Annotated in this window: 22 protein-coding genes and 1 tRNA gene; 13 read left to right on the top strand and 10 right to left on the bottom strand. The window is 62.0% G+C overall.

All coding sequences use genetic code 11. From position 1 onward, the window contains the following. Nucleotides 1–208: 208 nt before the first annotated feature. Complete coding sequence (locus CHU95_RS03075; RefSeq protein ID WP_165771975.1) at nucleotides 209–1,681, top strand: DegQ family serine endoprotease; 1,473 nt, start codon at nucleotides 209–211, stop codon at nucleotides 1,679–1,681. Between the two features lie 142 nt (nucleotides 1,682–1,823). On the opposite strand, the gene CHU95_RS03070 is transcribed toward CHU95_RS03075, so the two are convergent. Together CHU95_RS03070 and CHU95_RS03065 are read right to left on the bottom strand one after the other, a co-directional pair. Beyond that, nucleotides 1,824–1,897 (bottom strand) — tRNA-Gly (locus CHU95_RS03070). Nucleotides 1,898–1,985: 88 nt separating this feature from the next. Beyond that, entirely contained in the window at nucleotides 1,986–2,657 is a 672-nt protein-coding gene (locus CHU95_RS03065) for a GNAT family N-acetyltransferase (protein WP_094453626.1), read from the bottom strand. 390 nt (nucleotides 2,658–3,047) lie between these two features. Between CHU95_RS03065 and apaG the strand changes: the two genes are divergently transcribed. Beyond that, nucleotides 3,048–3,440: a Co2+/Mg2+ efflux protein ApaG gene (gene apaG / locus CHU95_RS03060; protein WP_094453624.1), complete on the top strand. Its 393-nt coding sequence runs from the start codon at nucleotides 3,048–3,050 to the stop codon at nucleotides 3,438–3,440. A 295-nt stretch (nucleotides 3,441–3,735) separates the two neighbouring features. Then, nucleotides 3,736–4,326, top strand: coding sequence for a GTP cyclohydrolase I FolE (folE, locus tag CHU95_RS03055; protein ID WP_245837836.1), 591 nt, complete (start codon nucleotides 3,736–3,738; stop codon nucleotides 4,324–4,326). 54 nt (nucleotides 4,327–4,380) lie between these two features. On the opposite strand, the gene CHU95_RS03050 is transcribed toward folE, so the two are convergent. From CHU95_RS03050 to CHU95_RS03030, 5 genes are all read right to left on the bottom strand, one after another. Further along, nucleotides 4,381–4,605, bottom strand: a complete 225-nt coding sequence (locus tag CHU95_RS03050; protein ID WP_094453620.1) for a helix-turn-helix transcriptional regulator — start codon at nucleotides 4,603–4,605, stop codon at nucleotides 4,381–4,383. Nucleotides 4,606–4,607: 2 nt separating this feature from the next. Further along, nucleotides 4,608–5,039, bottom strand: a complete 432-nt coding sequence (locus CHU95_RS03045; RefSeq protein WP_094453618.1) for a hypothetical protein — start codon at nucleotides 5,037–5,039, stop codon at nucleotides 4,608–4,610. Between the two features lie 103 nt (nucleotides 5,040–5,142). After that, the gene (locus CHU95_RS03040) at nucleotides 5,143–6,735 is read right to left on the bottom strand and encodes a peptide ABC transporter substrate-binding protein (RefSeq protein ID WP_094453616.1); all 1,593 of its coding nucleotides are present in this window, start codon (nucleotides 6,733–6,735) and stop codon (nucleotides 5,143–5,145) included. A gap of 108 nt (nucleotides 6,736–6,843) precedes the next feature. Then, complete coding sequence (locus CHU95_RS03035) at nucleotides 6,844–8,457, bottom strand: peptide ABC transporter substrate-binding protein (protein ID WP_094453614.1); 1,614 nt, start codon at nucleotides 8,455–8,457, stop codon at nucleotides 6,844–6,846. 125 nt (nucleotides 8,458–8,582) lie between these two features. Next, nucleotides 8,583–10,193, bottom strand: coding sequence for a peptide ABC transporter substrate-binding protein (locus CHU95_RS03030; protein WP_094453612.1), 1,611 nt, complete (start codon nucleotides 10,191–10,193; stop codon nucleotides 8,583–8,585). Nucleotides 10,194–10,589: 396 nt separating this feature from the next. Here CHU95_RS03030 and CHU95_RS03025 point away from each other — a divergent pair, with 396 nt between their 5' ends. Then, complete coding sequence (locus CHU95_RS03025) at nucleotides 10,590–11,090, top strand: helix-turn-helix domain-containing protein (RefSeq protein WP_165771974.1); 501 nt, start codon at nucleotides 10,590–10,592, stop codon at nucleotides 11,088–11,090. A 10-nt stretch (nucleotides 11,091–11,100) separates the two neighbouring features. On the opposite strand, the gene CHU95_RS03020 is transcribed toward CHU95_RS03025, so the two are convergent. Further along, nucleotides 11,101–11,469: a VOC family protein gene (locus CHU95_RS03020; protein ID WP_094453608.1), complete on the bottom strand. Its 369-nt coding sequence runs from the start codon at nucleotides 11,467–11,469 to the stop codon at nucleotides 11,101–11,103. 230 nt (nucleotides 11,470–11,699) lie between these two features. Here CHU95_RS03020 and leuD point away from each other — a divergent pair, with 230 nt between their 5' ends. The 9 genes from leuD to sucD all read left to right on the top strand — a co-directional run bounded on the left by leuD (nucleotide 11,700) and on the right by sucD (nucleotide 20,089). Further along, nucleotides 11,700–12,311, top strand: a complete 612-nt coding sequence (gene leuD, locus CHU95_RS03015; protein ID WP_094453606.1) for a 3-isopropylmalate dehydratase small subunit — start codon at nucleotides 11,700–11,702, stop codon at nucleotides 12,309–12,311. A 68-nt stretch (nucleotides 12,312–12,379) separates the two neighbouring features. After that, a complete protein-coding gene (leuB, locus tag CHU95_RS03010; RefSeq protein WP_094453604.1) occupies nucleotides 12,380–13,492 on the top strand; it encodes a 3-isopropylmalate dehydrogenase in 1,113 nt (370 codons plus the stop codon). 10 nt (nucleotides 13,493–13,502) lie between these two features. Further along, entirely contained in the window at nucleotides 13,503–14,000 is a 498-nt protein-coding gene (locus CHU95_RS03005; protein WP_133065396.1) for a GNAT family N-acetyltransferase, read from the top strand. Nucleotides 14,001–14,427: 427 nt separating this feature from the next. After that, entirely contained in the window at nucleotides 14,428–14,871 is a 444-nt protein-coding gene (locus CHU95_RS02995) for a nuclear transport factor 2 family protein (RefSeq protein WP_207762348.1), read from the top strand. A gap of 263 nt (nucleotides 14,872–15,134) precedes the next feature. Continuing rightward, nucleotides 15,135–16,100: a malate dehydrogenase gene (gene mdh, locus CHU95_RS02990; RefSeq protein WP_094453598.1), complete on the top strand. Its 966-nt coding sequence runs from the start codon at nucleotides 15,135–15,137 to the stop codon at nucleotides 16,098–16,100. Nucleotides 16,101–16,655: 555 nt separating this feature from the next. Then, nucleotides 16,656–16,970, top strand: a complete 315-nt coding sequence (locus CHU95_RS02985) for a hypothetical protein (protein ID WP_094453596.1) — start codon at nucleotides 16,656–16,658, stop codon at nucleotides 16,968–16,970. A 328-nt stretch (nucleotides 16,971–17,298) separates the two neighbouring features. After that, nucleotides 17,299–17,610: a hypothetical protein gene (locus CHU95_RS02980; RefSeq protein WP_094453594.1), complete on the top strand. Its 312-nt coding sequence runs from the start codon at nucleotides 17,299–17,301 to the stop codon at nucleotides 17,608–17,610. 408 nt (nucleotides 17,611–18,018) lie between these two features. After that, nucleotides 18,019–19,215: an ADP-forming succinate--CoA ligase subunit beta gene (gene sucC, locus CHU95_RS02975; RefSeq protein WP_094453592.1), complete on the top strand. Its 1,197-nt coding sequence runs from the start codon at nucleotides 18,019–18,021 to the stop codon at nucleotides 19,213–19,215. Nucleotide 19,216: 1 nt separating this feature from the next. After that, nucleotides 19,217–20,089 carry a succinate--CoA ligase subunit alpha gene (sucD, locus tag CHU95_RS02970; protein ID WP_094453590.1) on the top strand — a complete coding sequence of 291 codons (873 nt, stop codon included), beginning with the start codon at nucleotides 19,217–19,219 and terminating at the stop codon, nucleotides 20,087–20,089. A gap of 74 nt (nucleotides 20,090–20,163) precedes the next feature. Here sucD and CHU95_RS02965 read toward each other — a convergent pair whose 3' ends face one another. Together CHU95_RS02965 and prfB are read right to left on the bottom strand one after the other, a co-directional pair. Beyond that, complete coding sequence (locus CHU95_RS02965) at nucleotides 20,164–21,783, bottom strand: PAS domain-containing sensor histidine kinase (protein WP_094453588.1); 1,620 nt, start codon at nucleotides 21,781–21,783, stop codon at nucleotides 20,164–20,166. Between the two features lie 199 nt (nucleotides 21,784–21,982). Continuing rightward, a protein-coding gene (prfB, locus tag CHU95_RS02960; RefSeq protein ID WP_101749358.1) for a peptide chain release factor 2 occupies nucleotides 21,983–23,102 on the bottom strand; the annotation gives its coding sequence in 2 pieces (ribosomal slippage) (nucleotides 21,983–23,032 and nucleotides 23,034–23,102; 1,119 coding nt in all). Nucleotides 23,103–23,129: the final 27 nt, after the last annotated feature.

The raw sequence follows: 23,129 nt of genomic DNA, 5'->3' as shown, positions 1-23,129 counted from the left end.
GGACCCTTACGGCAAGATGAACAAAGTTTCATCTGCGGGCGCTTGAAACCCGACCCGGGCGGCCCCACCGTAACGGCTCGGCATGGATGACAGAATTGTCATCCGCCTGTCAGTTGCCTGTCGGCAGGTCCCTGTCAGGCTGCAACCATCGAAGGCGCGGCCGGACCGCACCGGTCACGTCCGTCAGAGAAAAAGAATGGAGAATAGGATGTCGCTTGCCAATGCCCGGGCTCTCCGCCGCCATCTGGCCATGGCCCTGCTGGCTGGCACCGCCCTGCTGGCCCCGGCAGCCATCGAAACCGCCCATGCGGCCCCGGCCGAGGTGCTGGCCAATGGTGGTGTCGCCGATCTTGTGGAACGTGTGTCGCCGGCCGTGGTGACCATCACCGCCGCCCAGACGACCCCGACACGCAGTGCTGCCCGCGGCAATATCCCCCCCGAACTGGAAGAATTCCTGCGCCGCTTCGGCATGCCGGGGCTGCCCGGTCAGGGGGGCCGCAGCGATGGAAGGGGGGCACCGGTAGCCCGCGCCCTGGGGTCTGGCTTTGTGTTTGACACGGCCGGTTATGTGGTCACCAACCGCCATGTCATCGCCGACGCCGATCAGGTGACCGTTGCCTTCAGTGACGGGACAGAGCGGGAGGCCGAGATCGTGGGCGAGGATGAACGCACCGATCTTGCCGTATTGAAGGTCAAGACCGACAAGCCCCTGCCCGCGCTCAAATTCGCCGACAGCGACAAGGTGCGGGTGGGTGACGTGGCCGTTGCCGTGGGCAACCCGTTCGGCTTGGGCGGAACGGTGACCGCAGGCATCGTCTCAGCCCGGTCGCGTGATATCGGCTCGGGCCCCTATGATGACTATATTCAGCTTGATGCCTCCATCAATTCCGGCAATTCCGGCGGTCCGACCTTTAACATGGCCGGCGATGTCATTGGCATCAACACGGCCATTTTCTCACCCAATGGCGGCTCTGTCGGCATCGGCTTCGCCATCCCTTCCAACCTGGCCAAGCCGGTGGTCGACGCGCTGAAGCGCGACGGCAAGGTGGAACGCGGCTGGCTGGGCGTAAACCTGCAGGGCGTGACTAAAGAACTGGCCGATGGCCTGGGCCTGTCGAAGGAGGGTGGCGCCCTGATCGCAGCGGTCGAGCCAAAGAGCCCCGCGGAGAAGGCTGGCCTGAAGCCCGGCGACGTGGTCCTGTCGGCGGGCGGCAAACCCATCAAGGATACGCGCGACCTGGCCCGTCAGGTCGGCATGGTAAAGCCGGGTACCAAGCTGGATCTGGCCCTGTGGCGCGACGGCAAGGAACGGACCCTGGCGGTGACCGTCGAACAGGCCCCCGGCCAGCCGCAGCAGCGCCTGGCCAAGGCCGAAGCCCAAAAGCAGGATGGCGAGGAAGTAGCGGGCCTGAAACTCTCCAGCCTGAACAGCCAGTGGCGCCAGCGCCTGCGGCTGCCGGATGATGCCGCCGGTGTGGTTGTCCTGGAGGTGAGCGAGGGCGTGGAAGGCCTGCGTCCTGGCGATGTCATCACGTCGGTGAACAATAATCCCGTGGCCCAGCCATCGGAGGTCGCCACCCAGGTCAAGGCTGCCTCCAAATCCGGCCGCAAGAACGCCCTGATCCAGGTCCGCCGTGGGGAAACAACGGCCTTCCTGACCATCCCCGTGGAAATGGGCTGATCAACTTTTGTAAGCGCCAGCAATCAACAGGGGGAGGCGGACAACCGCCTTCCCCTTTTCCTTGACCCAACCGACAAACAGAAAAGACGCCGCACAGCCTTGGAGCGACGTCAAAAACAATCGGATTTTATTGGGAAGTCGTTGGAGCGGGTGAAGGGAATCGAACCCTCGTCGTAAGCTTGGGAAGCTTCTGCTCTACCATTGAGCTACACCCGCGCCGGGACCGTCCTTATAGGGGGTTCCGGCAGCCGGATCAAGGGGCTAATCGTCTCGCGATTGCCCCATGGCCGGTGGCCCGCCCGGTTCAGCGCGCCGCGCGCCGCAGACGACGTCGGGACACCGGCATGTCCAGGTCCGCACCCTGGGTCAGGGCGGCAAACAGCGGAAGGGTCGTTACCTTGGCGGCGATGTGGGGCGCAACCGGTGCGGCCGGCGCCGCCGTCGTGACCGCCGCAGCCGTGCGCAGCTTGACCGGCTTCGCCCGGCCCACCATGCCGGTAACACCGCTCAAGGCACCTTCCACCAATTCCAGGCCCTGAAAACGGGAAGGATCGACCGGGCCAGGAAGAGACAGGCCCGCCACGAGTTCCCGCTGGAAGCCGAAACGCACATAATAAGGTGCGTCACCCACCAGGATGACGATGCGATGGCCAAGCGCCTTGGCGGCTGCCAAGCTATGGCGGATCAGTTTACCGCCCAGGCCTGCACTGCGGTGCGCCGGGTCAATGGCAATGGGGCCCAGCATCAAGGCCTGGACGCTGCCGCCCAGCAGCACCGGCCAGTACCGGATGGTGCCCAGCAGCACTTCGTTCCCAGCCTCATCCGTTTCCATTGCCACAAAACACAGGTCGGCCACGGGGGCGACATTCTTGCGCAGGCGATAGACGGTCTTGGTGTGGCGCTTGGGGCCGAAGGAGCTGTCGAGGAGATGTTCGATGGCGGCGGCGTGAGCCGGCTGCTCAAGCGTGATGTTCATACGATTGGGGTTTCCCGGCAAAAATGGAATGGGGGGAGACACTGAGAGAAGCGTCTGGCCGGGACCCCCACGCTGATGACGCGTCAGGTCCCGTGCGCAAGAACCGGCCGCCCAAAGGGGACCGTGATCTTTCGTCGTCGCAGGGGGGTAAAGCGCAACATCGCGCCGCTCATGAGCAGTTGACCGTGATTTGCTATATGAGGCCAACTGCCCCCCGACGCAAGCGGCGTTTTCATGACGGCATCGTGCCTGTCCTGATGCACAGGTGACCACCCGGCATTGTATGGCGCCACAACCGGCCTATAATAGGGCTTTGGGGCCGGCAAGCACTTGGCCGCCATGATGAAATCCGGGATCAGATCATCGGATCTGAAATGGGAAGGAACGGCCATGTACAGTGATACGACGCGGCAGATCCGGGTAACCGTCGAGCCGCGCTTCCTTCCCGACCAGTCACAGCCGGCCGACAGTCATTATGTTTGGGCCTACCATGTACGGATCGAGAATCTGGGCATGGAAACGGTCCGGCTGCGGACGCGGCACTGGCGCATCACCGACGCAATGGGCCGGATGATGGAGGTGCGTGGACCCGGCGTGGTGGGCGAGCAGCCCCTGCTGCGACCAGGCGAAGCCTTCACCTACACCAGCGGCACCCCGCTTTCCACCCCCTCCGGCATCATGGTCGGTTCCTACGGCATGGAGAGCGAAACGGGGGAAAGTTTCGATATCAATATCCCCGCCTTCTCGCTGGACAGCCCGCACCAGCCGCGTCACCTCAACTGAGCGCCATTGGTGCCGGTCCGGAAAAATCAGCGCCGGGGCGATATCTGAAATCATCGCTTGAAACATTCGGCGAACAAGCCATCTGCTTCTTCTGCCGGGCCTGCCCTTGGCCCTTCAAGAGGGCCCGGCCGGCTGGATCGGGGGAACCGGCCGGCGTCCCCAACGGGGCGCACGCAAGCCGAACACACACATTGAGGAGTGCATCCCCGTGACCGCGCCGAAAAAGACCACCGACAAGGTTGTTCCAGGTCCCGTCCATGCCCGCCGGGCCGGCCCCGCCGCCACCAATCCCAACCTGATCCGGCCCAGCAAGGCTGAAGCTGAAGCCGCTGTCCGCACCCTGATCCGCTGGGCTGGTGATGACCCTGACCGTGAAGGGCTTGTCGGCACGCCTGACCGGGTTGTCCGTTCATATGAGGAATTCTTCGCCGGCTATGATGTGGACCCGGTCGATCTTCTGGCCCGGACGTTTGAAGAAACCGACGGCTATGATGAGATGGTGGTCCTGCGCAATATCCGGCTGGAAAGCTATTGCGAGCACCACATGGTCCCGATCATCGGCAAGGTGCATATCGCTTATCTGCCCCGCAACCGCGTGGTCGGTATTTCAAAGCTGGCGCGTGTGGCCGAGGTCTATTCCAAGCGCCTGCAGATCCAGGAAAAGATGACGGCCCAGATCGCCAATACGATCGATGAGGTGCTGGAACCGCTGGGCGTGGCCGTGGTGATCGAGGCGACTCACCAGTGCATGACGACCCGCGGTATCCACAAGCCGGGCGTCACCATGGTGACCAGCCGAATGCTCGGTGCCTTCCGCGAGGATGATAAGACGCGGCGCGAATTCCTGGCCATGATCGGTAACCCCGCCAGCAGCGGCGAGGGTTGATCACGGCATATGGAGAATGAAGGGGGCGGTCCGGTATGGGCCGCCCCCTTTTTTTCAGGGTGCCGGTTTGGTGTCCCCCTGCCATTGGAACACGGCCTCCAGCGGCACCTTGAAGACAAGCGCAATGCGGAAGGCCGCCTCCAGCGTCGGCGAATATTTACCCTGTTCAATGGCGGCAACGGTCTGACGGGTGACGCCGATCCGGTCGGCCAGATCCTGCTGTGTCATCTCGCCCGCATCAAACCGCAGGCGGCGGATTTGGTTGGTAAAGGGCAGCATGATTACCAGCCCCGGCGATAGAGAAGTACCTGCGTGCCCAGACGTGACAGATCGGCCAGCAGCAGGGCGAACAGCATGTAATTCACCATCTGCACGATATTCGCCCCCATATGCAGGGTCAGCATCGACAGGATGATGCCCGCCGCCAGCACATAAAATCCCGTGCGCGTGCCCAACAGGCCGATCTGGCGATCCCGCTCATCCTTCGGGCTCTGCACCTCACGCGGGTTGCGCAGGGCGAACAGTGACATGACGACCGCAGCTATTGGCAGGCCGATGAACAGTGTCACAACGCAATAGATCATCCACCAGAATGATCCCCTCGGCACCATTGCCAGCCCCAGATAGGACCCGAACACCGGGCCGAAATAAGCGCCGCCAAACCCGATCAGCGCGAGCAGTCGCAGCCAGGCAAGTTTCTCCCGAAACGACATGTTGAATCCCCTGTACCTGATGTTAGGTATTTTTAACATCATGTATCCAGAAGAAACTCAATGTCAAATATCTTTTACATGCGGATGAAATGATCCCTGTGCCCTAGCGCACCACCGACAGATAGCGTGACAGGTGCAGGTTGCGGATATTGTCCTGCCAGCCGCTGACCCGGGTGGAGACCATGTGGGTGCTCACATAGGTGTAAAGGGGGATCACCGGATGGTCGGCCAGCAGCATGATCTCGGCCCGCTGCATCAGTTGCCGCCGCGCCGAGGGGTCGGTCTCCGACGCGGCAGCGCGGATCAGGCGGTCATAATCCGGGTTGCTGTAGCCGCTGTGATTCTGCCCCTTCACATCCGACACGAACAGGGACAGGAAAGAATAGGCGTCATTGTAGTCCCCGATCCAGCCGCCGCGCACCAGATCCTGGAACTTGCCCTCGGCACGGGCCTGCAGCAGCACCTTCCATTCCTGGTTTACCAGCCGGGTGCGAACACCCAGCTTCTGCCGCCACATACTGTCAATGGCGATGGCGATCTTGCGGTGATTCTCAGAGGTATTATAGCGAATCTCCACCTCGAGAACCTTGCCGCCCGGCCCGTACCCAGCCTTGGCCAACAGTTCGCGCGCTTTGGCATCGCGTTGAGCCTGTGTCCAGCGGGCCCAGTCCGGCACGGGGGCCACATAATTGTCGGTACCGGGCGGGGTGATGGAAAAAGCAGGGACCTCGCCAGCCTGGGTGATCTTATCGACAATCAATTGCCGGTCGATGGCCAGGGACAGCGCGGCGCGCAGGTCAGGGTTCGATGACCAGGGCTCGTTGCGCAGGTTGAAATTGAACCAATAGGTGGAGAAAAACGGCGCCAGCCGCAGTTCGGCGGGCATATTCTGGCGCACCCAGGCGATCTGCCCATCGGGCAGATCATAGGTAACGTCCAACTCTCCGGCGCGGAAACGCTTCAGTTCCGCTTCCCGGTTCTCCGTCGGATAGAAATAGACGGCATCCAGTGCCACCTCCGCCGCCGCATGAAAATGCGGGTTGCGAACCAGCTTCACATGGCCCTGCGGCACGGCCTCGGCCAGCATGAAGGCGCCATTGGACACCAGATTACCCGGCTTCAGGAAATCCTCACCGAACCGCTTCACATTGGCCTGCGACAGGGCATAGGTCGAATGATGCTGAAGCGAGGCGATGAAATAGGCCGTCGGGGCCTCCAATGTCACCCGCAGGGTCAGGTCATCGACCGCCTCCACCCCCAGGGCGGTGGGCGGCATTTCGCCCTTGGAAATTGCCTCGGCATTCTTCACGGGCCACAGGAAAAACGCATAGCGGGAACGGGTGGCAGGCGAGACGAGCCGCCGCCAGGAAAAGACAAAATCCGACGCGGTCACACGTGTGCCGTCCGACCATTTTCCGTTCGGCCGCAGAGTGAACAGATAGGTCAACCGGTCATCACTGACGGTCCAGTTCAGGGCGGCGCCGGGAATGATGCGACCCAGCGGGTCCGCTGTCACCAGCCCTTCAAACAGGTCCATCTCGATCCAGCTTTCGCCCTCACCGGTCGATTTATGCGGGTCCAGCGTTTCCGGCTCTGATCCGTTCCCCCGGTGCAGAACCATCTCCGCCCGCGCCGGCAGCGCCAGCAGGGTGGTCAGCAGCACAAGCCAGGAAACCCATCTCGCCAGAAACCGCATGGCGAAACTCCATCATCCGTAGTCAGGGGGCAGAATAGACCGCCGCTAAGGGCGGGCAAGAAAAAACCCCGGCCGTTGGCGCGGCCGGGGCTGTGCGGGATGGTTTTCTTACGGCTTCACATCCAGAAAACGGGTGGGGTGAAGATCTTGCAGATTATCGGTCCAGCCGATCAGCTTGGGGCTGACCATGTGCCGGGAACTGTAAAAATGAATCGGGAAGATAGCGACTTCCTCGATCATCAGCCGCTCTGCCTGCTGCAACAGGTCGGCCCGCTTGGCAAGGTCGGCCGTCACGTTGGCTTCCGACATCAGCCGGTCAAATTCCGGGTTGGAGAAGGCAGACGGGTTCTGCTTGCCAATGTCGCCACGCACCAGTTCCAGGAAGTTATTGGCGTCATTATAGTCGCCAATCCAGCCGTGACGGGTAATGTCTTTGAACTTCTTTTCATCGCGGGTACTCAGGAATACTTTCCATTCCTGATTATTCAATGTGACCTTCACGCCCAGTTTCTGTTGCCACATGGATGCGATAGCAATCGCGACCTTGCGATGGTTTTCCTGGGTATTATACAAAATCTCGACGGCCAGCGGTTTGCCGCCCGGTCCATAACCGGCCTTGGCGATCAGTTCCTTGGCCTTGGCGTCGCGCTGGGCCTGGGTCCAGTTGGCATAATCCGGGATTTGCTGGGTGTAACTGGTGGTGTTGGGTGGCACAAAATTATAGGCTGGCACTTCACCGCGCTGGTTGACCTTTTCCACGATGATATCGCGGTCGATGGCCAGGTTGAGGGCCAGGCGCAGGTCCTTGTTGGACTTCCACGGCTCCTTGGTCATGTTCGGCGCATAGAAATAAGTGCCGAAATACGGGGCCAGCCGCAATTCGGCGGGCATGTTCTGGCGCAGCCACTGCATCTGCGCCACCGGCACTTCGTAGGTGACATGCAGTTCGCCGGCACGGAACCGCTTCAGCTCGGCTTCCTGATTCTCGGTGGGGTAATAAAATACCGTGTCGATCTTGGTGTTGGCCGCATCATGGTGGTGGGGGTTCTTCACCATCTTGATGTGGCTCTGCGGCACCGATTCGACCAGCATATAGGCGCCATTGGTAACCAGATTGCCGGGTTTCACAAACTCCGACCCGAACTTCTCCACATTCGCCTTGGAAACGGCATAGGTGGCGTGGTGGTGCAGCATGGACAGGAAATAGGGTGTGGCGGCGCGCAGTGTCACCTCGAACGTGTAATCATCGACCGCGCGCACGCCCATCGTTTCCAGGGGCTTGCGGCCCAGGGTGATGTCCTGCGCATTCTTCACCTGCCACAGGAAATAGGCGTAATCGGCCATGGTCTTGGGATCGACGACCCGCCGCCACGAATAGACCCAGTCCTGGGCGGTAACCGGCGTGCCATCTGACCATTTGGCGTTGCGGCGCAGATGGAAGGTGTAGACCAGACCATCGGCACTGACATCCCACTTTTCGGCCGCACCGGGGATGAAGTTGCCCTTGCCGTCGGGCACCAGCAGCCCGTCGAATAAATCATATTGCAACCAGCTTTCAGGCACGCCGCTGGATTTTGCAGGGTCGAGCGTTTCCGGCTCTGCCCCGTTCCCGCGATGCAGAACCTTCTCGGCCTGCGCCGGTACTGCCGCGACGCTCATCCCGGTCGCAAACAGGGCGGTGGCGGCAACGACACCGCGCAGTGACTTCCAGAGTGATGACATGCCCGATCTTCTCCTGTTCCTTGGCTGTATGGATGCGGTGCGCCAGATGTCCGGGCCTGTTTGTTGGGGATCGGCACCGGTTACAACGCCCGTCCTGAAGACGGGCGCCTTAAAAGGTCTGCTGTTCAGCGGGTAACCGCAATGTAGCGGGTGGGCTGCACGCCCATCGGGCTTTCAAACCAGCCTTTGACGCGCGGATGCACCAGATTGCGGTAAGATGTGTGGTAGATGGGGATCATCGGCGCGTCAGCCAGCATCATGGCTTCCGCTTCCGCCACCAGGGCCAGACGCTTGGCCGGGTCCGTGGTCAGGTTCGCCTCGCTCAGCTTGGCGTCATAGGCGGGGTTGGCGTAACCCGACCGGTTCATCTTGCCGACATCGCTCAAGAACAGTTTCAGGAAAGTGTAGGGGTCGGGGAAGTCGGCGATCCAGCCCAGCACGACCATGTTGGCGTAGGATTTTTCGCCGGCATTCTGCAACACCACCTTCCATTCCTGATTGTTCAGGCTGACCTTGGCGCCCAGCTTGGACTGCCACATGGAGGCGACACCAACAGCGATCTTGCGGGTGCTCTCATTGGTATTGTGCAGGATTTCGACGGTCAGCGGCTTGCCGCCGGGACCGTAGCCAGCTTCGGCCAGCAACTTCTTGGCCATGGCGTCGCGTTCGGCCTGGGTCGCCTTGGCCATGTTGGCTTCCGGCAGCGTATATCCGGGCACACCAGGGGCGGTCAGCGTATAGGCTGGCACTTCGCCGGACTTGGTGATCTTCTCGACGATGATCTGCCGGTCAACCGCCAGCGACAGGGCCTGACGCAGCTTCGGGTTCGACGCCAGGGGCTCCTTTGTCATATTGACGGCCAGATACTGCGTGCCCAGCACCGGGTAGAAAGTCATCATTTCCGGCATATTCTGCTTCAGCCAGTCGATCTGGGTGACCGGGGCCATCTGCACAATATCCAACTCACCGGCGCGGAACCGGCGCAGTTCGGTTTCTGGGCTGTCGGAATGGTGAAAAACGACCGTATCGACCTTGACGCTTTTCGCCTCCCGGAAGAACGGGTTGCGGACGGCCTTGACATAGGCCTGCGGCCGGTACTCGACCAGCTTATAGGCACCGTTGGAGACCAGATTGCCTGGTTTCACGAAATCGGCGCCAAACTTCTCCACATTGGCCTTGGATACCGGATAGGTCATACGGTGGACCAAGGAGGAAAGGAAATACCCGGTCGGCCGCTCCAATGTCACCTTAAAGGTGCGCGGATTGACGGCGACGGCGCCCAAGGCGTCGGGTGCCATTTTGCCATTGCTGATCGCCTCGCCGTTCTTCACCGGCCATAGGAAATAGGCATAGTCAGAGGCGGTCTTGGGATCGACCAGCCGGCGCCAGGAAAAAACAAAATCCTCAGCGGTCACGGGGGTGCCGTCCGACCATTTGGCATCGGCCCGCAGGGTGAAGGTGTAGGTCAGGCCATCGGCACTGATATCCCATTTCTCTGCCACGCCGGGCACAATCCCGCCATCCGGGCCGAAGGTCAGAAGCCCCTCATACAAGTCGTAACCGATACGGGCCGACTGCACATCCGTTCCCTTGTGCGGGTCCAGCGAGGTTGGCTCTGCCTGGTTGCCCCTGTTCAGCACCATTTCGGCAAAGGCCGGCGCCGTGCCGGCGGTCAACAGACTAAGGGTGGCCAAGGCCGCGAAGGCGGCCGGCACAAAGCGCCGTGCGAAACGCATATTCTCAACTCCAACTGCACCGGTACAAACTGCCCCGCGTCTATGTGCTGTCTGCCGTGCATGATGTCCAGGGTTGATCAGGAGAAAACTGACAGGTCCGGTCACCGCAGGGTCCGGATAACGATTTCACCCGCCCGTGGTCGAATTCCTGGACACAGTGACGACGCGCACAGTCCGGGAACGGATCAGCCGCATAATCATGAACCATGCGGACAGTCTCGGCAGCGCAAGGCGTGACCGCCGACCCGTCCGATTTCTTTGCCGCCGTCAACGCCCGTACCGTCCCTGCTGTTGCCGACAGCGGTGCGACGGGATTGGCGTATGGCCGGGGCGAACCATGTTGTTGATCGGCAGCACGCCGCCTGCGGCGCTTGTCGATCTGACGGGGGTAACGCCATGTCTTTTGTGTCATCCGCTGACCCGCACCCGCAACTGGCCGCCTGCGTCGCTGCGGAGACAGAAACCGTGGACGCAATCCTGGCCCGTCAACCGGATGGGGCCGCCGGGGCCGCTGGCCTGTCGCCGGTGCAGTTACGCCGCGTGTTGCTGTTTGTGGAACATAATCTGGACGATGATCTCTCGCTGGCGACCCTGGCAGCGGTCATTGGCCTTAGCCCCAGCCATTTCGCCCGCCGGTTCAAGGCGGCGCTGGGTGAGGCCCCGCATCGTTATGTGCTGGCCCGTCGGGTAAACGGGGCCAAAAGGTTGCTTCTGGAAACGGAAATGCCGCTGGCGGAAATTGCGGCGGCAACGGGTTTCTCATCCCAAGGGCATCTGACGGGCATTTTTGGCCGGGCCGTCGGCATGACCCCCGGCGCTTACCGGACGCGGCGAAACCGTTGCCGGGCTTTCCTGCTGGCCGGCGGCGTCAAGGAAGACTTCTACACGGCGGCCTGACGCTGCGCCGTTAGCCTGTGAACTCGGTCCCTGCCTCCACAAAACAAAGCGGGTTGCCGAACGGGTCGCGGCAATAAAAACCACGCTCGCCCCAGGGACGGGTGTCGATCCCGCCTTCCATGACCGCCCCCGCCGTGCCGGCACGCTGGTGGAAATCCTCCAGATCATGGACGGCAAAATAGACCGGCTGCGGCAGGGGGGGCAGCGGACCTTCATCGCCCTCGGCATAGGGGTCGTAACAGGCCAGCACCATCTGCCCCAGATCGAAATAATGCCGGCCCGGTGAGACACGCCGGCCAGCCTGTGCCAGCAACGCCCCATAGAAGACCGCCGCATCGTCGATGGCGGTGACGGGAAGGATGATCCGGAAAACACGCATGGCGCCGACCCTCCGCTGGACCGTATTTCGTTCTTCCTTCCAAGATAGGATGCCTCCCGCCCTTCTGCCATCCCGACGATCGGTCAGGACCGGGCAAAAAAGGGTGGTGGTGAAAGTACCACGCAAGCATCTGTCGCAGGGCTGCCTTCCAACGATCATGTATTGCGCATTGCAGCGCGCACATGGCAGAAATGGGGCCGTTTCGTCCCCAAAGTCGTCGGGTAAGCTCCATGGAAAAGTTTGTTCAGCTCACCGGTGTCGCCGCCCCGCTGCGTCTGATGAATGTCGATACCGACATGATCATTCCCGCCGACTACCTGAAGACGATCAAGCGCACGGGCCTGGGTGCTGGCCTGTTCGCCTCCCTGCGCCTGAAAGATGGACAGGAGGTGCCGGACTTTGTGCTGAACAAGCCGGCCTATCGTCAGTCTAAGATCCTGATCGCCGGTGACAATTTCGGCTGTGGCTCAAGCCGTGAGCATGCGCCCTGGGCGCTGGCCGATTTCGGTATCCGCTGCATCATCGCCCCCAGCTTCGCCGACATTTTCTTCAATAACTGCTTCAAGAACGGCATCCTGCCGATCCGCATGCCGACCGAGGTTGTGGATCGTCTGATGGCTGCGGCCGACAATGGCGCCAACGCCACCTTCACCGTCGACCTGGAAGCCCAGACCATCACCCTGCCAGACGGGGAGACGATCGGTTTCGATGTGGAACCGTTCCGCCGCCAGTGCCTGCTGAACGGGTGGGATGATATCGGCCTGACCCTGCGGGAGGCCGGGTCCATCGACGCGTTCGAAGCCAAGGCCAAGGATGGCCAGCCCTGGCTCTGGGCTTCCTGATCCCCTGACCATCCTCCCCGACACCGCCATCGCGCCGCCAATGCCAAGCAAACATACAGAGGTATTCCATGTCGAAGCGTTCGCTCCTTCTGTTGCCGGGCGACGGGATCGGTCCCGAGGTCATGCGTCAGGTCCGCCGCGTCATCGACTGGTATGCCCGCAAGCGCGGCATTGAGTTTGCAGTCGAAGAAGGTCTGGTTGGCGGCTGCTCCTATGATGCCCATGGCACGCCGCTGACGGACGAGACCATGGCCCGTGCCCTGGCCGTGGATGCCGTCCTGCTGGCTGCCGTGGGCGGTCCGAAATGGGACAATCTGGGCTTCGACAAGCGCCCCGAGGCCGGTTTGCTGCGCCTGCGCAAGGAGATGCAGCTTTTCGCCAATCTGCGCCCGGCCAAGGTGTTCGACGCGTTGGTCGATGCCAGCACGCTGAAGCCCGACGTGGTGCGCGGCCTGGATATCATGATCGTGCGCGAACTGACGGGGGGCGTGTATTTTGGTGAGCCGCGCGGCATCACCGACCTGCCCAATGGTGAACGCCGTGGCGTGAACACCCAGGTCTATGACACGCATGAGATCCATCGTGTTGCCCGCGTGGCTTTTGAGCTGGCGCGCAAGCGCGGCAACAAGGTCTGTTCGTCCGAAAAGGGCAACGTGATGGAGTCGGGCCTGCTGTGGCGTCAGGAAGTGATCGCCCTGCACAAGGCCGAATATCAGGATGTGGAACTGTCGCACATGCTGGCCGATGCCGCCGCCATGCAGCTTGTCCGCAATCCCAAGCAGTTCGACGTGATCGTCACCGATAACCTGTTTGGCGACATCCTGTCGGACGAAGCCTCGATGCTGACCGGCTCCATCGGCATGTTGCCCAGCGCGTCCTTGGGTGCCACCGACGCCAATGGCAAGCGCAAGGCGCTGTATGAGCCGGTGCACGGTTCGGCCCCGGACATTGCCGGTCGCGATCTGGCCAACCCCATTGCCATGTTCCTGTCCTTCGCCATGGCCCTGCGCTGGTCCTTCGACCTGCAGGCCGAAGCGGACATCCTGGAAAATGCCGTGGAAAACGTGCTGAATACGGGCCTGCGCACGGGCGACATCATGCAGCCGGGCATGGCGAGGGTGTCGACCTCGGTCATGGCCGACAGCATCCTGCGCGAGATGGACAAGGTTGCCGCTGTCTGATTGCGGTCCCGTGATCAGCCAAACCAAGAGTCACATCGGCGTCCGTCGGGCCATCCTGGCGGACGCCGATCTTGTTTGCGCCTTCGTCGCTGCCCTGTCGGCCGAGGAAGGCATGGAGCCGCCCGCCCTGACCCCGGCGAAATTCCGCCGCCAGGGCTTTGGCGAGGACGCGCTGTTCCGCTGTCTGGTGGCGGAAATCGGGGACCGCATGGCCGGCATGGTCCTGCTGACCCCCGGTTATGACAGCCAGACCGCCACCGGCGGCATGATGTTGGAAAATATCTATGTCGAGCCGGGGTCGCGCCGCCTGGGCGTGGGCCGCGCCCTGATGGCGGCAGCGGGAAGGATGGCGCAGGATCAGGGCCTGTCCTGGATCTGCTGGCACGCGCGGCCCGCCAATGTGCGGGCCGACCTGTTCTACCGCGCGCTGGGGGCGCGGACAGAGAGCGTCACCCTGCTGGGCATTGACGTGAAGTTACTGGCGGGACATGGCTCCAGTCGGTTGTGATTGATTGCCTTCTTTACACCGGATAGAATAGGGGCTCTCTGGTGCATGGGGGGAAATATGGCCAAACGCGCCTGGTTTGTTCCTAAAAGTCATGGAATCGGCTATTCCCCCGCCGGTTGGCAAGGGTGGCTGGCCACCTCTGTCTTCATCCTTATCCTGGTCGGCGGCACCAAGCTTATCCAGACCTATGTTGCGGTGCCGCCAGGTCCCTGGCTTCCGGTCATTGGATTGACGTGGGTGGCGTTCGCCGGTGGCGTCTTTTTCTTGATCGCGCGGTCCCGGACCGAAGGCGAGGTTTGTTGGCGCTGGGGCAGCCGGACCTGAGCAGGCGGCGCTAACTGGTCTGCAATGGGCCTGATTCCCCCTTGCCGGTGAACAGCCGCTCCCCACAGGTAGGTCGGACGACCAATCTGTGGAGGCTGTTTCCATGCGCCTGCCCATCCTGGCCGCCTTGCTGCTGATCCTGCCCGCCCTGCCCGCCCGCGCGGAGACCGACCCCGCCACCCTCAAGGCCATCGAAGCGACGGCCTATGATTATGTCGACGGACAGTTGGAAGGCGATGCCGCGCGTGTCGCGCGCGCCCTGCATCCCGATTTGGCCAAGCGTGCTGTCCGCGCCACGCCCGATAAGGACGAGGTGCTGGGTCTGCGCCGCATGTCGAAGGATGAGTTGGTGGAACTCACGCGCCAGGGTGTGCTGAAGACGCCAACGGAAAAGTGGGACCGCAGCGTGCGCGTGCTGGACGTGACCGGCAATGTCGCTGTGGCACGGGTGGAGACGCCCTGGTTTGTGGACTATTTCCATATGGGCCGGTTCGGTGACCGCTGGGTCATCGTCAATGCCATGTGGCAGCCAAAACCGCGTAACTGATCGGGCCTCACGGCTTTCCCTGCCGCCCCGCAGCGACCGGGCCGCAGGCAATGGCGACCGTCGCGCATGCCTGCATACACGCCTTGCGTCAGGCGCTGGCCTGCCACCCCACACCCACGACCCTTGTCGGCTTGCCCGAACGGCTGTTTCACGCTAATCACGCCGCCCAGGGTCATCCCGCATTGCAGCTAAGGAAAGTTGCGGCCGGATGTTCCAAACGTAATCTTGTTTCCTGACCCGAACCAAATCGAAGGGAAATTCCCATGGCACGCAAGAAGATCGCGCTGATCGGCGCCGGCCAGATTGGTGGCACGCTGGCCCTGCTGGCCGGCCAGAAGGAGTTGGGTGATATCATCCTGCTCGACATTCCCGATTTCGCGGGCGTTGCCAAGGGCAAGGCGCTGGACATTGCCGAACTGTCGCCGGTCGCTGGCTTCGACGCCGGTTACGCGGGCACCTCCGACTATGCCGACATTGCCGGCGCCGACGTGGTGATCATCACCGCCGGCGTGCCGCGCAAGCCGGGGATGAGCCGTGACGATCTGGTCGGCATCAACGCCAAGGTCATCAAGGCCGTGGCCGCCGGCGTTAAGGAACATGCTCCCAACGCCTTCGTCATCGTCATCACCAACCCGCTGGACGCCATGGTCGGCCTGTTCCAGGAAGTGTCGGGCCTGCCCGCTGAAAAGGTCGTCGGCATGGCCGGCGTTCTGGACAGCGCCCGCTTCCGCTGGTTCCTGGCCGAAGAGTTCGGCGTGTCGGTCGAAGACGTCACGGCCTTCGTGCTGGGCGGCCATGGCGACACGATGGTGCCGTCGGTCCGTTACTCCACCGTCGCCGGCATCCCGCTGCCCGACCTCGTCAAAATGGGCTGGACCACGCAGGAGAAGCTGGACAAGATCGTTCAGCGCACCCGTGATGGCGGCGCCGAAATCGTCGGCCTGCTGAAGACCGGTTCCGCCTTCTACGCCCCGGCCGCTTCCGCCATCGCCATGGCCGAGAGCTTCCTGCGCGACAAGAAGCGCGTCCTGCCGGTGGCTGCCAAACTGACGGGTCAGTATGGCGTCGATGGTCTCTATATCGGTGTGCCGACCATCATTGGCGCCAAGGGCGTTGAGAAGATCATCGAGATCGAGCTGTCCGCCGACGAGAAGGCCAATTTCGACAAGTCGGTCGATGCCGTGAAGACCCTGGTCGAGGTGACCAAGAAGGTTTCGGCGGAAGGCTGATGCCAAAGTGACCCGAAACCGGGGTGTTCCACCGCCCGGTTTCAACGAAAACCCCGCATGGGCCACCATGCGGGGTTTTTTATTGCCAGATTTCCCGGTCAGTCATTCCACTTCCGCCAACACGAGTAAGTTTCGGTGTAATTTCGTAAAATTCCCGGCAAATGCATTTCAAGCGATGACACCAACCGACACCGGCTCTTTGCTTTCAGCGCACAACTGCTCTGCATTGACGCACGCCAAAAGGATAGGTTCGCGTCGGTTTTTTAACCATTCAGTTACTGGTCGACCGTATAGTCCGCGTCATCGAACGAACGTTGCCAGTAACGAGAGGGAAATGGCCCTACGGCTGCAACGCTTCAATGAAGTGTCTAGTTAATTGTGTGGCGTTACCGAAGACCAGTTGGAACGGTTGCGTCACAATGCCAGTAAGATGTGGGCACCACTAATACGGCCGCCATATGCTGATGCTGTGGCTGTTATCGTGTCCGCGGTTTTACTGGCAGGTCCCGCCCCCCTGTTTCGTCGAATATGCCATCATAAGGAATTGGACACCCCATGAAGACCGCTCTGCTGTTCGCCTCCGCCCTGCTGTCCCTGACCGCCACCTCCGCCTTCGCCGCTGGCTGCGAGCAGGGCACCCCGCCATCGCTGGTGGATGGCGCCACGGCCTCCCAGGAACAGATGGCTGAAACCATGAAGGCGGTGAAGGCCTACATCGTCGCCACCGAAGAATACCAGGCGTGCCTGGAAGCCGCCGGCCGCGGTGGCAAGATGGATCTGGAAGCCTACAACAAGTCCGCCGCCCGCATGGAAGCGCTGGCCGCTGACTTCAACAAGCAGCTCAAGACCTTCAAGGCCCGCAACGGCTGATCAGGCGACAGGTCGTTGCCGAGGAAGTTTGGCTGGACGGTCCAGACCGTTGGCCCGCTGAAAAAACCCGCACCGGCTGTCCGGTGCGGGTTTTTTATGTCTGCATGGATTAATTATCCCGTTCTGCGCCGGGCGGAATTGACGTGCAACCAGGGTGAAATTATCTTTAGAACCAAGTTTAGGGAGATAAAGGCATAAACGCCTAATAATTAGTCAGTTGGGGATAACTTGGCACCCAATAAAACCGGGCCGGCAACACATTATCCGTCGATGTTGGTCGGATATGTTGTTGTTACCTAAAATTTTATTGTTTTCGGGGTGTCCAAAGATGAAAAAAGCGATCCTGTCTACCGCCATTGTCATGATTCTGTTTGCTGGGGCTGCCCAGGCCGGTTGCGAACAGGGCGACCCGCCGACACTGCCCGATGGCGCGACCGCGTCGGAAGCGCAGATGGCCGATGCCGTCAAAGCCGTCAAAGCCTATATCGCCGCCACGGAGGAGTATCAGGCTTGCCTGACCGCCGAAGGCAAACGCGGCAAGATGGATGTTGAAAGCTACAACCAATCCACGGATCGGATGGAAAAGCTGGCAGCCAACTTCAACAAGCAGCTTAAGGCGTACAAGAGCCGCGGCGGCTGATCCCCTTCAACCATCGACGCAGGGACAGCCGGACTGTGGGTCGGCGTGGCCCGGCCGCCCGCCGATGGGGACGGCCGGATGGGCGTTGGTGGTATCCGGAGCTGCGGTGCCATCGTAATGGTCCTGTCACCGTTACATGGCACCCTTGCGCCCGGCGCTCGATCATTACGCGGTTGCGGCATACGTATGTTGCAGCGCCAAGGGTTTGCGCCATTTCATATCGCCTGCCCCCGGCGCCCCTTGTGCAAAATTCCGCACATGAATGGGCATAGGCAGGGACCTTTGGATGGTTGATCCCGGTTCCCATAGTGCTAAAGTGCCGCCCGCGTGGGGAGGACCCCCGTGTGCGGACCGGCGGACCCCCTGCCGGACCGGCCCGTCTCCCATCCAGAGCAAGACGGCTGAGCGATGAATATCCATGAGTACCAGGCCAAGAGCCTGCTGAAGAAATACGGCGTCGCGGTGCCCCGCGGCGGCGTCGCCTACACGCCGGACGAAGCCGCCAAGGTCGCCACCGAACTGGGTGGCCCCGTCTGGGTGGTGAAGTCGCAGATCCATGCCGGTGGCCGTGGCGCTGGTCGTTTCAAGAACGACCCCAACGGCAAGGGCGGCGTTCGCGTCGTCAAGAGCGTGGATGATGTGAAGGCCAATGCTGCCGCCATGCTGAACCAGGTGCTGGTCACCAAGCAGACCGGTCCGGATGGCAAGGAAGTCGGCCGCCTCTATATCGAGGAAGGCGCCGACATCAAGCGCGAACTCTATCTGTCGATGCTGCTGGACCGCGGCACGTCGCGCGTCACCATCGTCGCCTCGACCGAGGGCGGGATGGAGATCGAGGAAGTGGCCCATAGCCACCCCGAGAAGATTACCAAGGTCGCCATCGACCCGGTCGAAGGCCTGCAGGGTTATCACGCCCGCAAGGTCGCCTTTGCGCTGGGCCTGGAAGGCAAGCAGGTCAATGCCGCCGCCAAGTTCATGACCGCCATGTACAAGGCGTTTGTCGACCTGGACATGAGCATGGTTGAGATCAACCCGCTGGTCGTGACCGGTGCGGGCGATGTGATCGCGCTGGATGCCAAGGTGAACTTCGACGACAACGCGCTCTACCGCCACCCGGAGGTGGAGGAACTGCGCGACCCGACCGAAGAAGAAGCGTCAGAGACGGAAGCCACCAAGCACGGCCTGAACTATGTGAAGCTGGATGGCAACATCGGCTGCATGGTGAACGGCGCTGGTCTGGCCATGGCCACGATGGACATCATCAAGCTCTATGGCGGTGAGCCGGCGAACTTCCTGGATGTCGGCGGCGGCGCCACCAAGGAGCGCGTCACCACGGCGTTCAAGCTGATCCTGTCCGACCCGAATGTCGAAGGCATCCTGGTCAACATCTTCGGCGGCATCATGCGCTGCGACGTGATTGCGGATGGCGTCGTTGCCGCCGCCCGCGAAGTGTCCCTGCATGTTCCGCTGGTTGTTCGTCTGGAAGGCACGAACGTCGATCTCGGCAAGAAGATCATGGCCGAATCCGGCCTGCCGATCCTGTCGGCCGACAATCTGGCCGACGCCGCCGAGAAGATCGTCAAGGCCGTGAAGGAGGCCGCGTAACATGGCCGTTCTCGTCAATAAAGACACCAAGGTCATCTGCCAGGGCTTTACCGGCGCGCAGGGGACTTTCCATTCCGAACAGGCCATCGCCTATGGCACCAAGATGGTCGGCGGCGTGACCCCCGGTAAGGGCGGCTCCAAGCATCTCGACCTGCCGGTGTTCGACACCGTCTCGGACGCGGTGCTGAAGACCGGCGCCAATGCCTCGGTCATCTATGTGCCGCCGCCGTTTGCGGCCGACGCCATCCTGGAAGCCATTGATGCCGAACTGCCGCTGGTGGTCTGCATCACCGAAGGCATTCCGGTGCTGGACATGGTGCGTGTCAAGCGTGCCTTGGCCAACAGCGCGACCCGTCTGGTCGGCCCGAACTGCCCCGGTGTGATCACGCCGGACGAGTGCAAGATCGGCATCATGCCCGGCCACATCCATCGCCGTGGCAAGATCGGCATCGTGTCGCGTTCCGGCACGCTGACCTATGAAGCCGTGGCACAGACCACCGCGGCTGGCCTGGGCCAGACGACCTGCATCGGTATCGGTGGTGACCCGGTCAACGGCACCAACTTTGTCGATGCGCTGGAAATGTTCGCCAAGGACCCGGAAACCGAAGGCATCATCATGATCGGTGAGATCGGTGGTGACGCTGAGGTGATGGGGGCGGAATATATCAAGGCGTCCGGTCTGAAAAAGCCGGTCGTCGGCTTCATCGCCGGCCGCACCGCCCCGCCGGGCCGTCGTATGGGCCATGCCGGCGCCGTGATCTCCGGCGGTAACGACACCGCCGAGTTCAAGGTGGAGGCCATGCGCGCCGCCGGTATCCATGTCTCCGAAAGCCCGGCCAGCCTAGGTTCGACCATGGTGAAGGCACTGGGCTGATCATTTCGGCCCGGCCACTGTGCGTGTAAAAAAACCCCCGCCGGTGTCACCCGGCGGGGGTTTTTGTTTGGCGGTCACCCCTGGGCGCGGACGGTGGCCGTCACCCCGGACTGATCGTTGGAGGCGGTGGGCCGGGGGGGTGTGCCGCGCGCGACCAGGTCGGCAGCGAAGCGGAAGCGAAAGACGGTCCCCTGCCCCAAGCGACTGTCCACCGATACAATGGCACCGTGCAGTTCGGCCAGCGCGCGGGCAATGGACAGGCCCAGGCCGGTGCCGTTCTGATGATCCTGCACCCGCCCCACCTGTTCAAACGGGCGCCAGATCCGTTCCAGATCGCCCTCCGGAATGCCGACACCGGTATCGGTGACAGACAGGACCAGCCCGCCGTCGCCACAATCCAGATCGGCCGCCAGGCGGATTTCGCCGCCGCTGGGTGTGAACTTCACCGCATTGCCGACAATGTTCAGCAGCAATTGTCGCAGGGCCCGCTCATCGGCCAGCAGCAGCAGCGGTTCGCCCACCGGTAAATCGACCTGGATCGTCAGCTTTTTGTCCTGGGCCAGGCCCTGGGCGATACGCTGGATCTGCCGCAACTCACCGTCCAACGGGATCCAGCACGGTTCCAGGGTCAGGCGGCCAGCCTCGATCTTCGACAGATGCAGCATGTCATTGATCACCGACAGCAGGTGCCGGGCGGCGACAGTAATGTCCGTGGCATATTCGACATGCTGCGGGTCGGGCGGCACGCCGTCGCGGTTGCCGCTGGCGATCATGCCAGCAAAGCCCAGGATTGCGTTCAACGGGGTGCGCAACTCATGGCTCATGGTCGCGATAAAAGCGGATTTTGTCCGCGACGCTTCCTCGGCCGCCAACCGGGCCGCCTCGGCAGCGGCCGCCTTGGCCTGGGCCGTAACATCCACCACGGTGGCCTGGATAGCATAGTGCCCATCCCAGACGATGCGCCGGGCCAGTACATCGACATGGATCAACGCCCCGTCACGGCGCTGGTTGGGGGCCGACCGGATGACGGGTAACTTGCCGCCGGCCAGCAGAATGGACCAGGCCCGATTGGCCTGCTCCCGCCCTGCCTCTGGAATGATGTGATACAGATCCATGGACAACACATCCAGGACCGACTCATAGCCCAGCATCTGAGCGTAGGCGGGATTGCAGAACAAGATCCGCCGGCCGGAATGAACAACAATGCCCTGAACCGATCCTTCCACCATGTCACGCAAGCGCTGCTCGTTGGTGCGCAGCGCCTGTTCAATGTCGCGGGCCTCCGTCACGTCGCGGGCTTCCACCATCAACCGCACAGCCCCGCCTGCGCCCGGATCAATTGGCGTAATCGACAGATCAAAGACCAGCGGTGCGCCGGTTTGTGGGCCGGTCGCGGCATCAAACCGAATGGTCGCGCCTTGGGCGGCGGCCTGCACGGCGGTGATCAGACGTTCGCGAACACCGGGCGCGCCCCGCCACCAGGGGGTCTCCCACAACGGCATATTCAGCACCTGGGTGGCCAGCAGGTCACCCACACGCAGAGCGGCACGGTTAGCCGCGCGCACGGTGCCATCACCGTCCAACAGGACCAGCACCTGCGTGGTGCTGTTGAAATAGGAGGAAAAGAGCCGGTCCGCTCCGGCGGCCGATCCACCGGCCGCTATGTCAAATCCCGCCGTATCCGACGCGACCATCAGGCAACTCCACAGGATGCCGGATCGCGTCCGCACGACGCCGGGGCATCAGCATAGCCAAAAACGGAGCAACGAGCGGCCGACGGGCAATTCACCCCCCGGCCAGAGCGGCTCTTTTTGCGGCAAAAACGCCGGCCCGGCAACAGAATGTTACCGGGCCGGCCATGGGCGGACCGTCCTGTCGATCAGGAGCAGCAGATCAGCCCTGCGGATCGCCATGCCCGGTCAGGCGCTGCGCCAAGGCTGCCTGCAGGAACCGGTCGAGATCACCGTTCAGCACACCGGCGCTGTCGGAGGTTTCGACATTGGTCCGCAGGTCCTTCACCATCTGATAGGGCTGCAAAACATAAGAGCGGATCTGGTGGCCCCAGCCGATATCGGTCTTGGTGGCTTCCAGGGCGTTGGCCGCTTCTTCGCGCTTGCGCAGTTCCATCTCATAGATGCGGGCGCGCAGCATGTCCCAGGCCTTGGCCCGGTTCTTATGCTGGCTGCGTTCCTGCTGGCACGACACCACGATCCCGGTAGGGATATGGGTGAAGCGCACCGCCGAATCGGTCTTGTTCACGTGCTGCCCACCGGCACCGGATGCGCGGAACGTGTCGACCTTCACATCCTTCTCATTGATCTCGACATTGATCTTGTCGTCGATCACCGGCGTCACGGACACCGACGAGAAGGAGGTATGGCGGCGAGCCTGGCTGTCGAACGGGCTGATCCGCACCAACCGGTGCACGCCCGATTCAGATTTCAGCCAGCCATAGGCGTTATGGCCCTTGATCTGAATGGTGGCGGATTTGATGCCGGCCTCTTCGCCGTTGGTTTCGTCCAGCAACTCGACCTTGTAGTCATGCTGTTCGGCCCAGCGGGTATACATGCGCAGCAGAATCAGGGCCCAATCCTGGGCCTCCGTACCGCCTGCACCGGCATTGACTTCTAAGAACGCGTCATTGGCATCCGCCTCACCGGAAAGCAGGCTTTCCAGTTCCATGGTGGCGGCGCGGTCCTTCAGGGCAAAGACGGCCTTTTCGGCCTCGGCGATCATGTCCTGATCACCTTCCATCTCTGCCAATTCCAGCAGTTCCAGATTGTCCTTCAGATCGCGTTCGAGCTGTTTCGTCCCGTTCAGGGCCGATTCAAGCTGGTTTTTCTCCCGCAGCAGCTTCTGCGCCCGCTCGCTGTCATTCCACAGGTTCGGGTCTTCGGTGAGGGCAGTCAGTTCGTCGAGGCGGAAAAGGGATTTCTCCCAGTCAAAGATGCCTCCTCAGCAGGCCCAAGGACTGTTCAACAGCCTCGGTCACCGCTTGAATTTCGGCGCGCATGTGTGTGCTCCCGATCAGCAAGGGCGG

This window comes from Niveispirillum lacus (assembly GCF_002251795.1).
GTDB lineage: Bacteria > Pseudomonadota > Alphaproteobacteria > Azospirillales > Azospirillaceae > Niveispirillum > Niveispirillum lacus.
The sequence above is the reverse complement of the archived record's forward strand: the minus strand, read 5'-3'. Positions and strand labels throughout refer to the sequence as shown.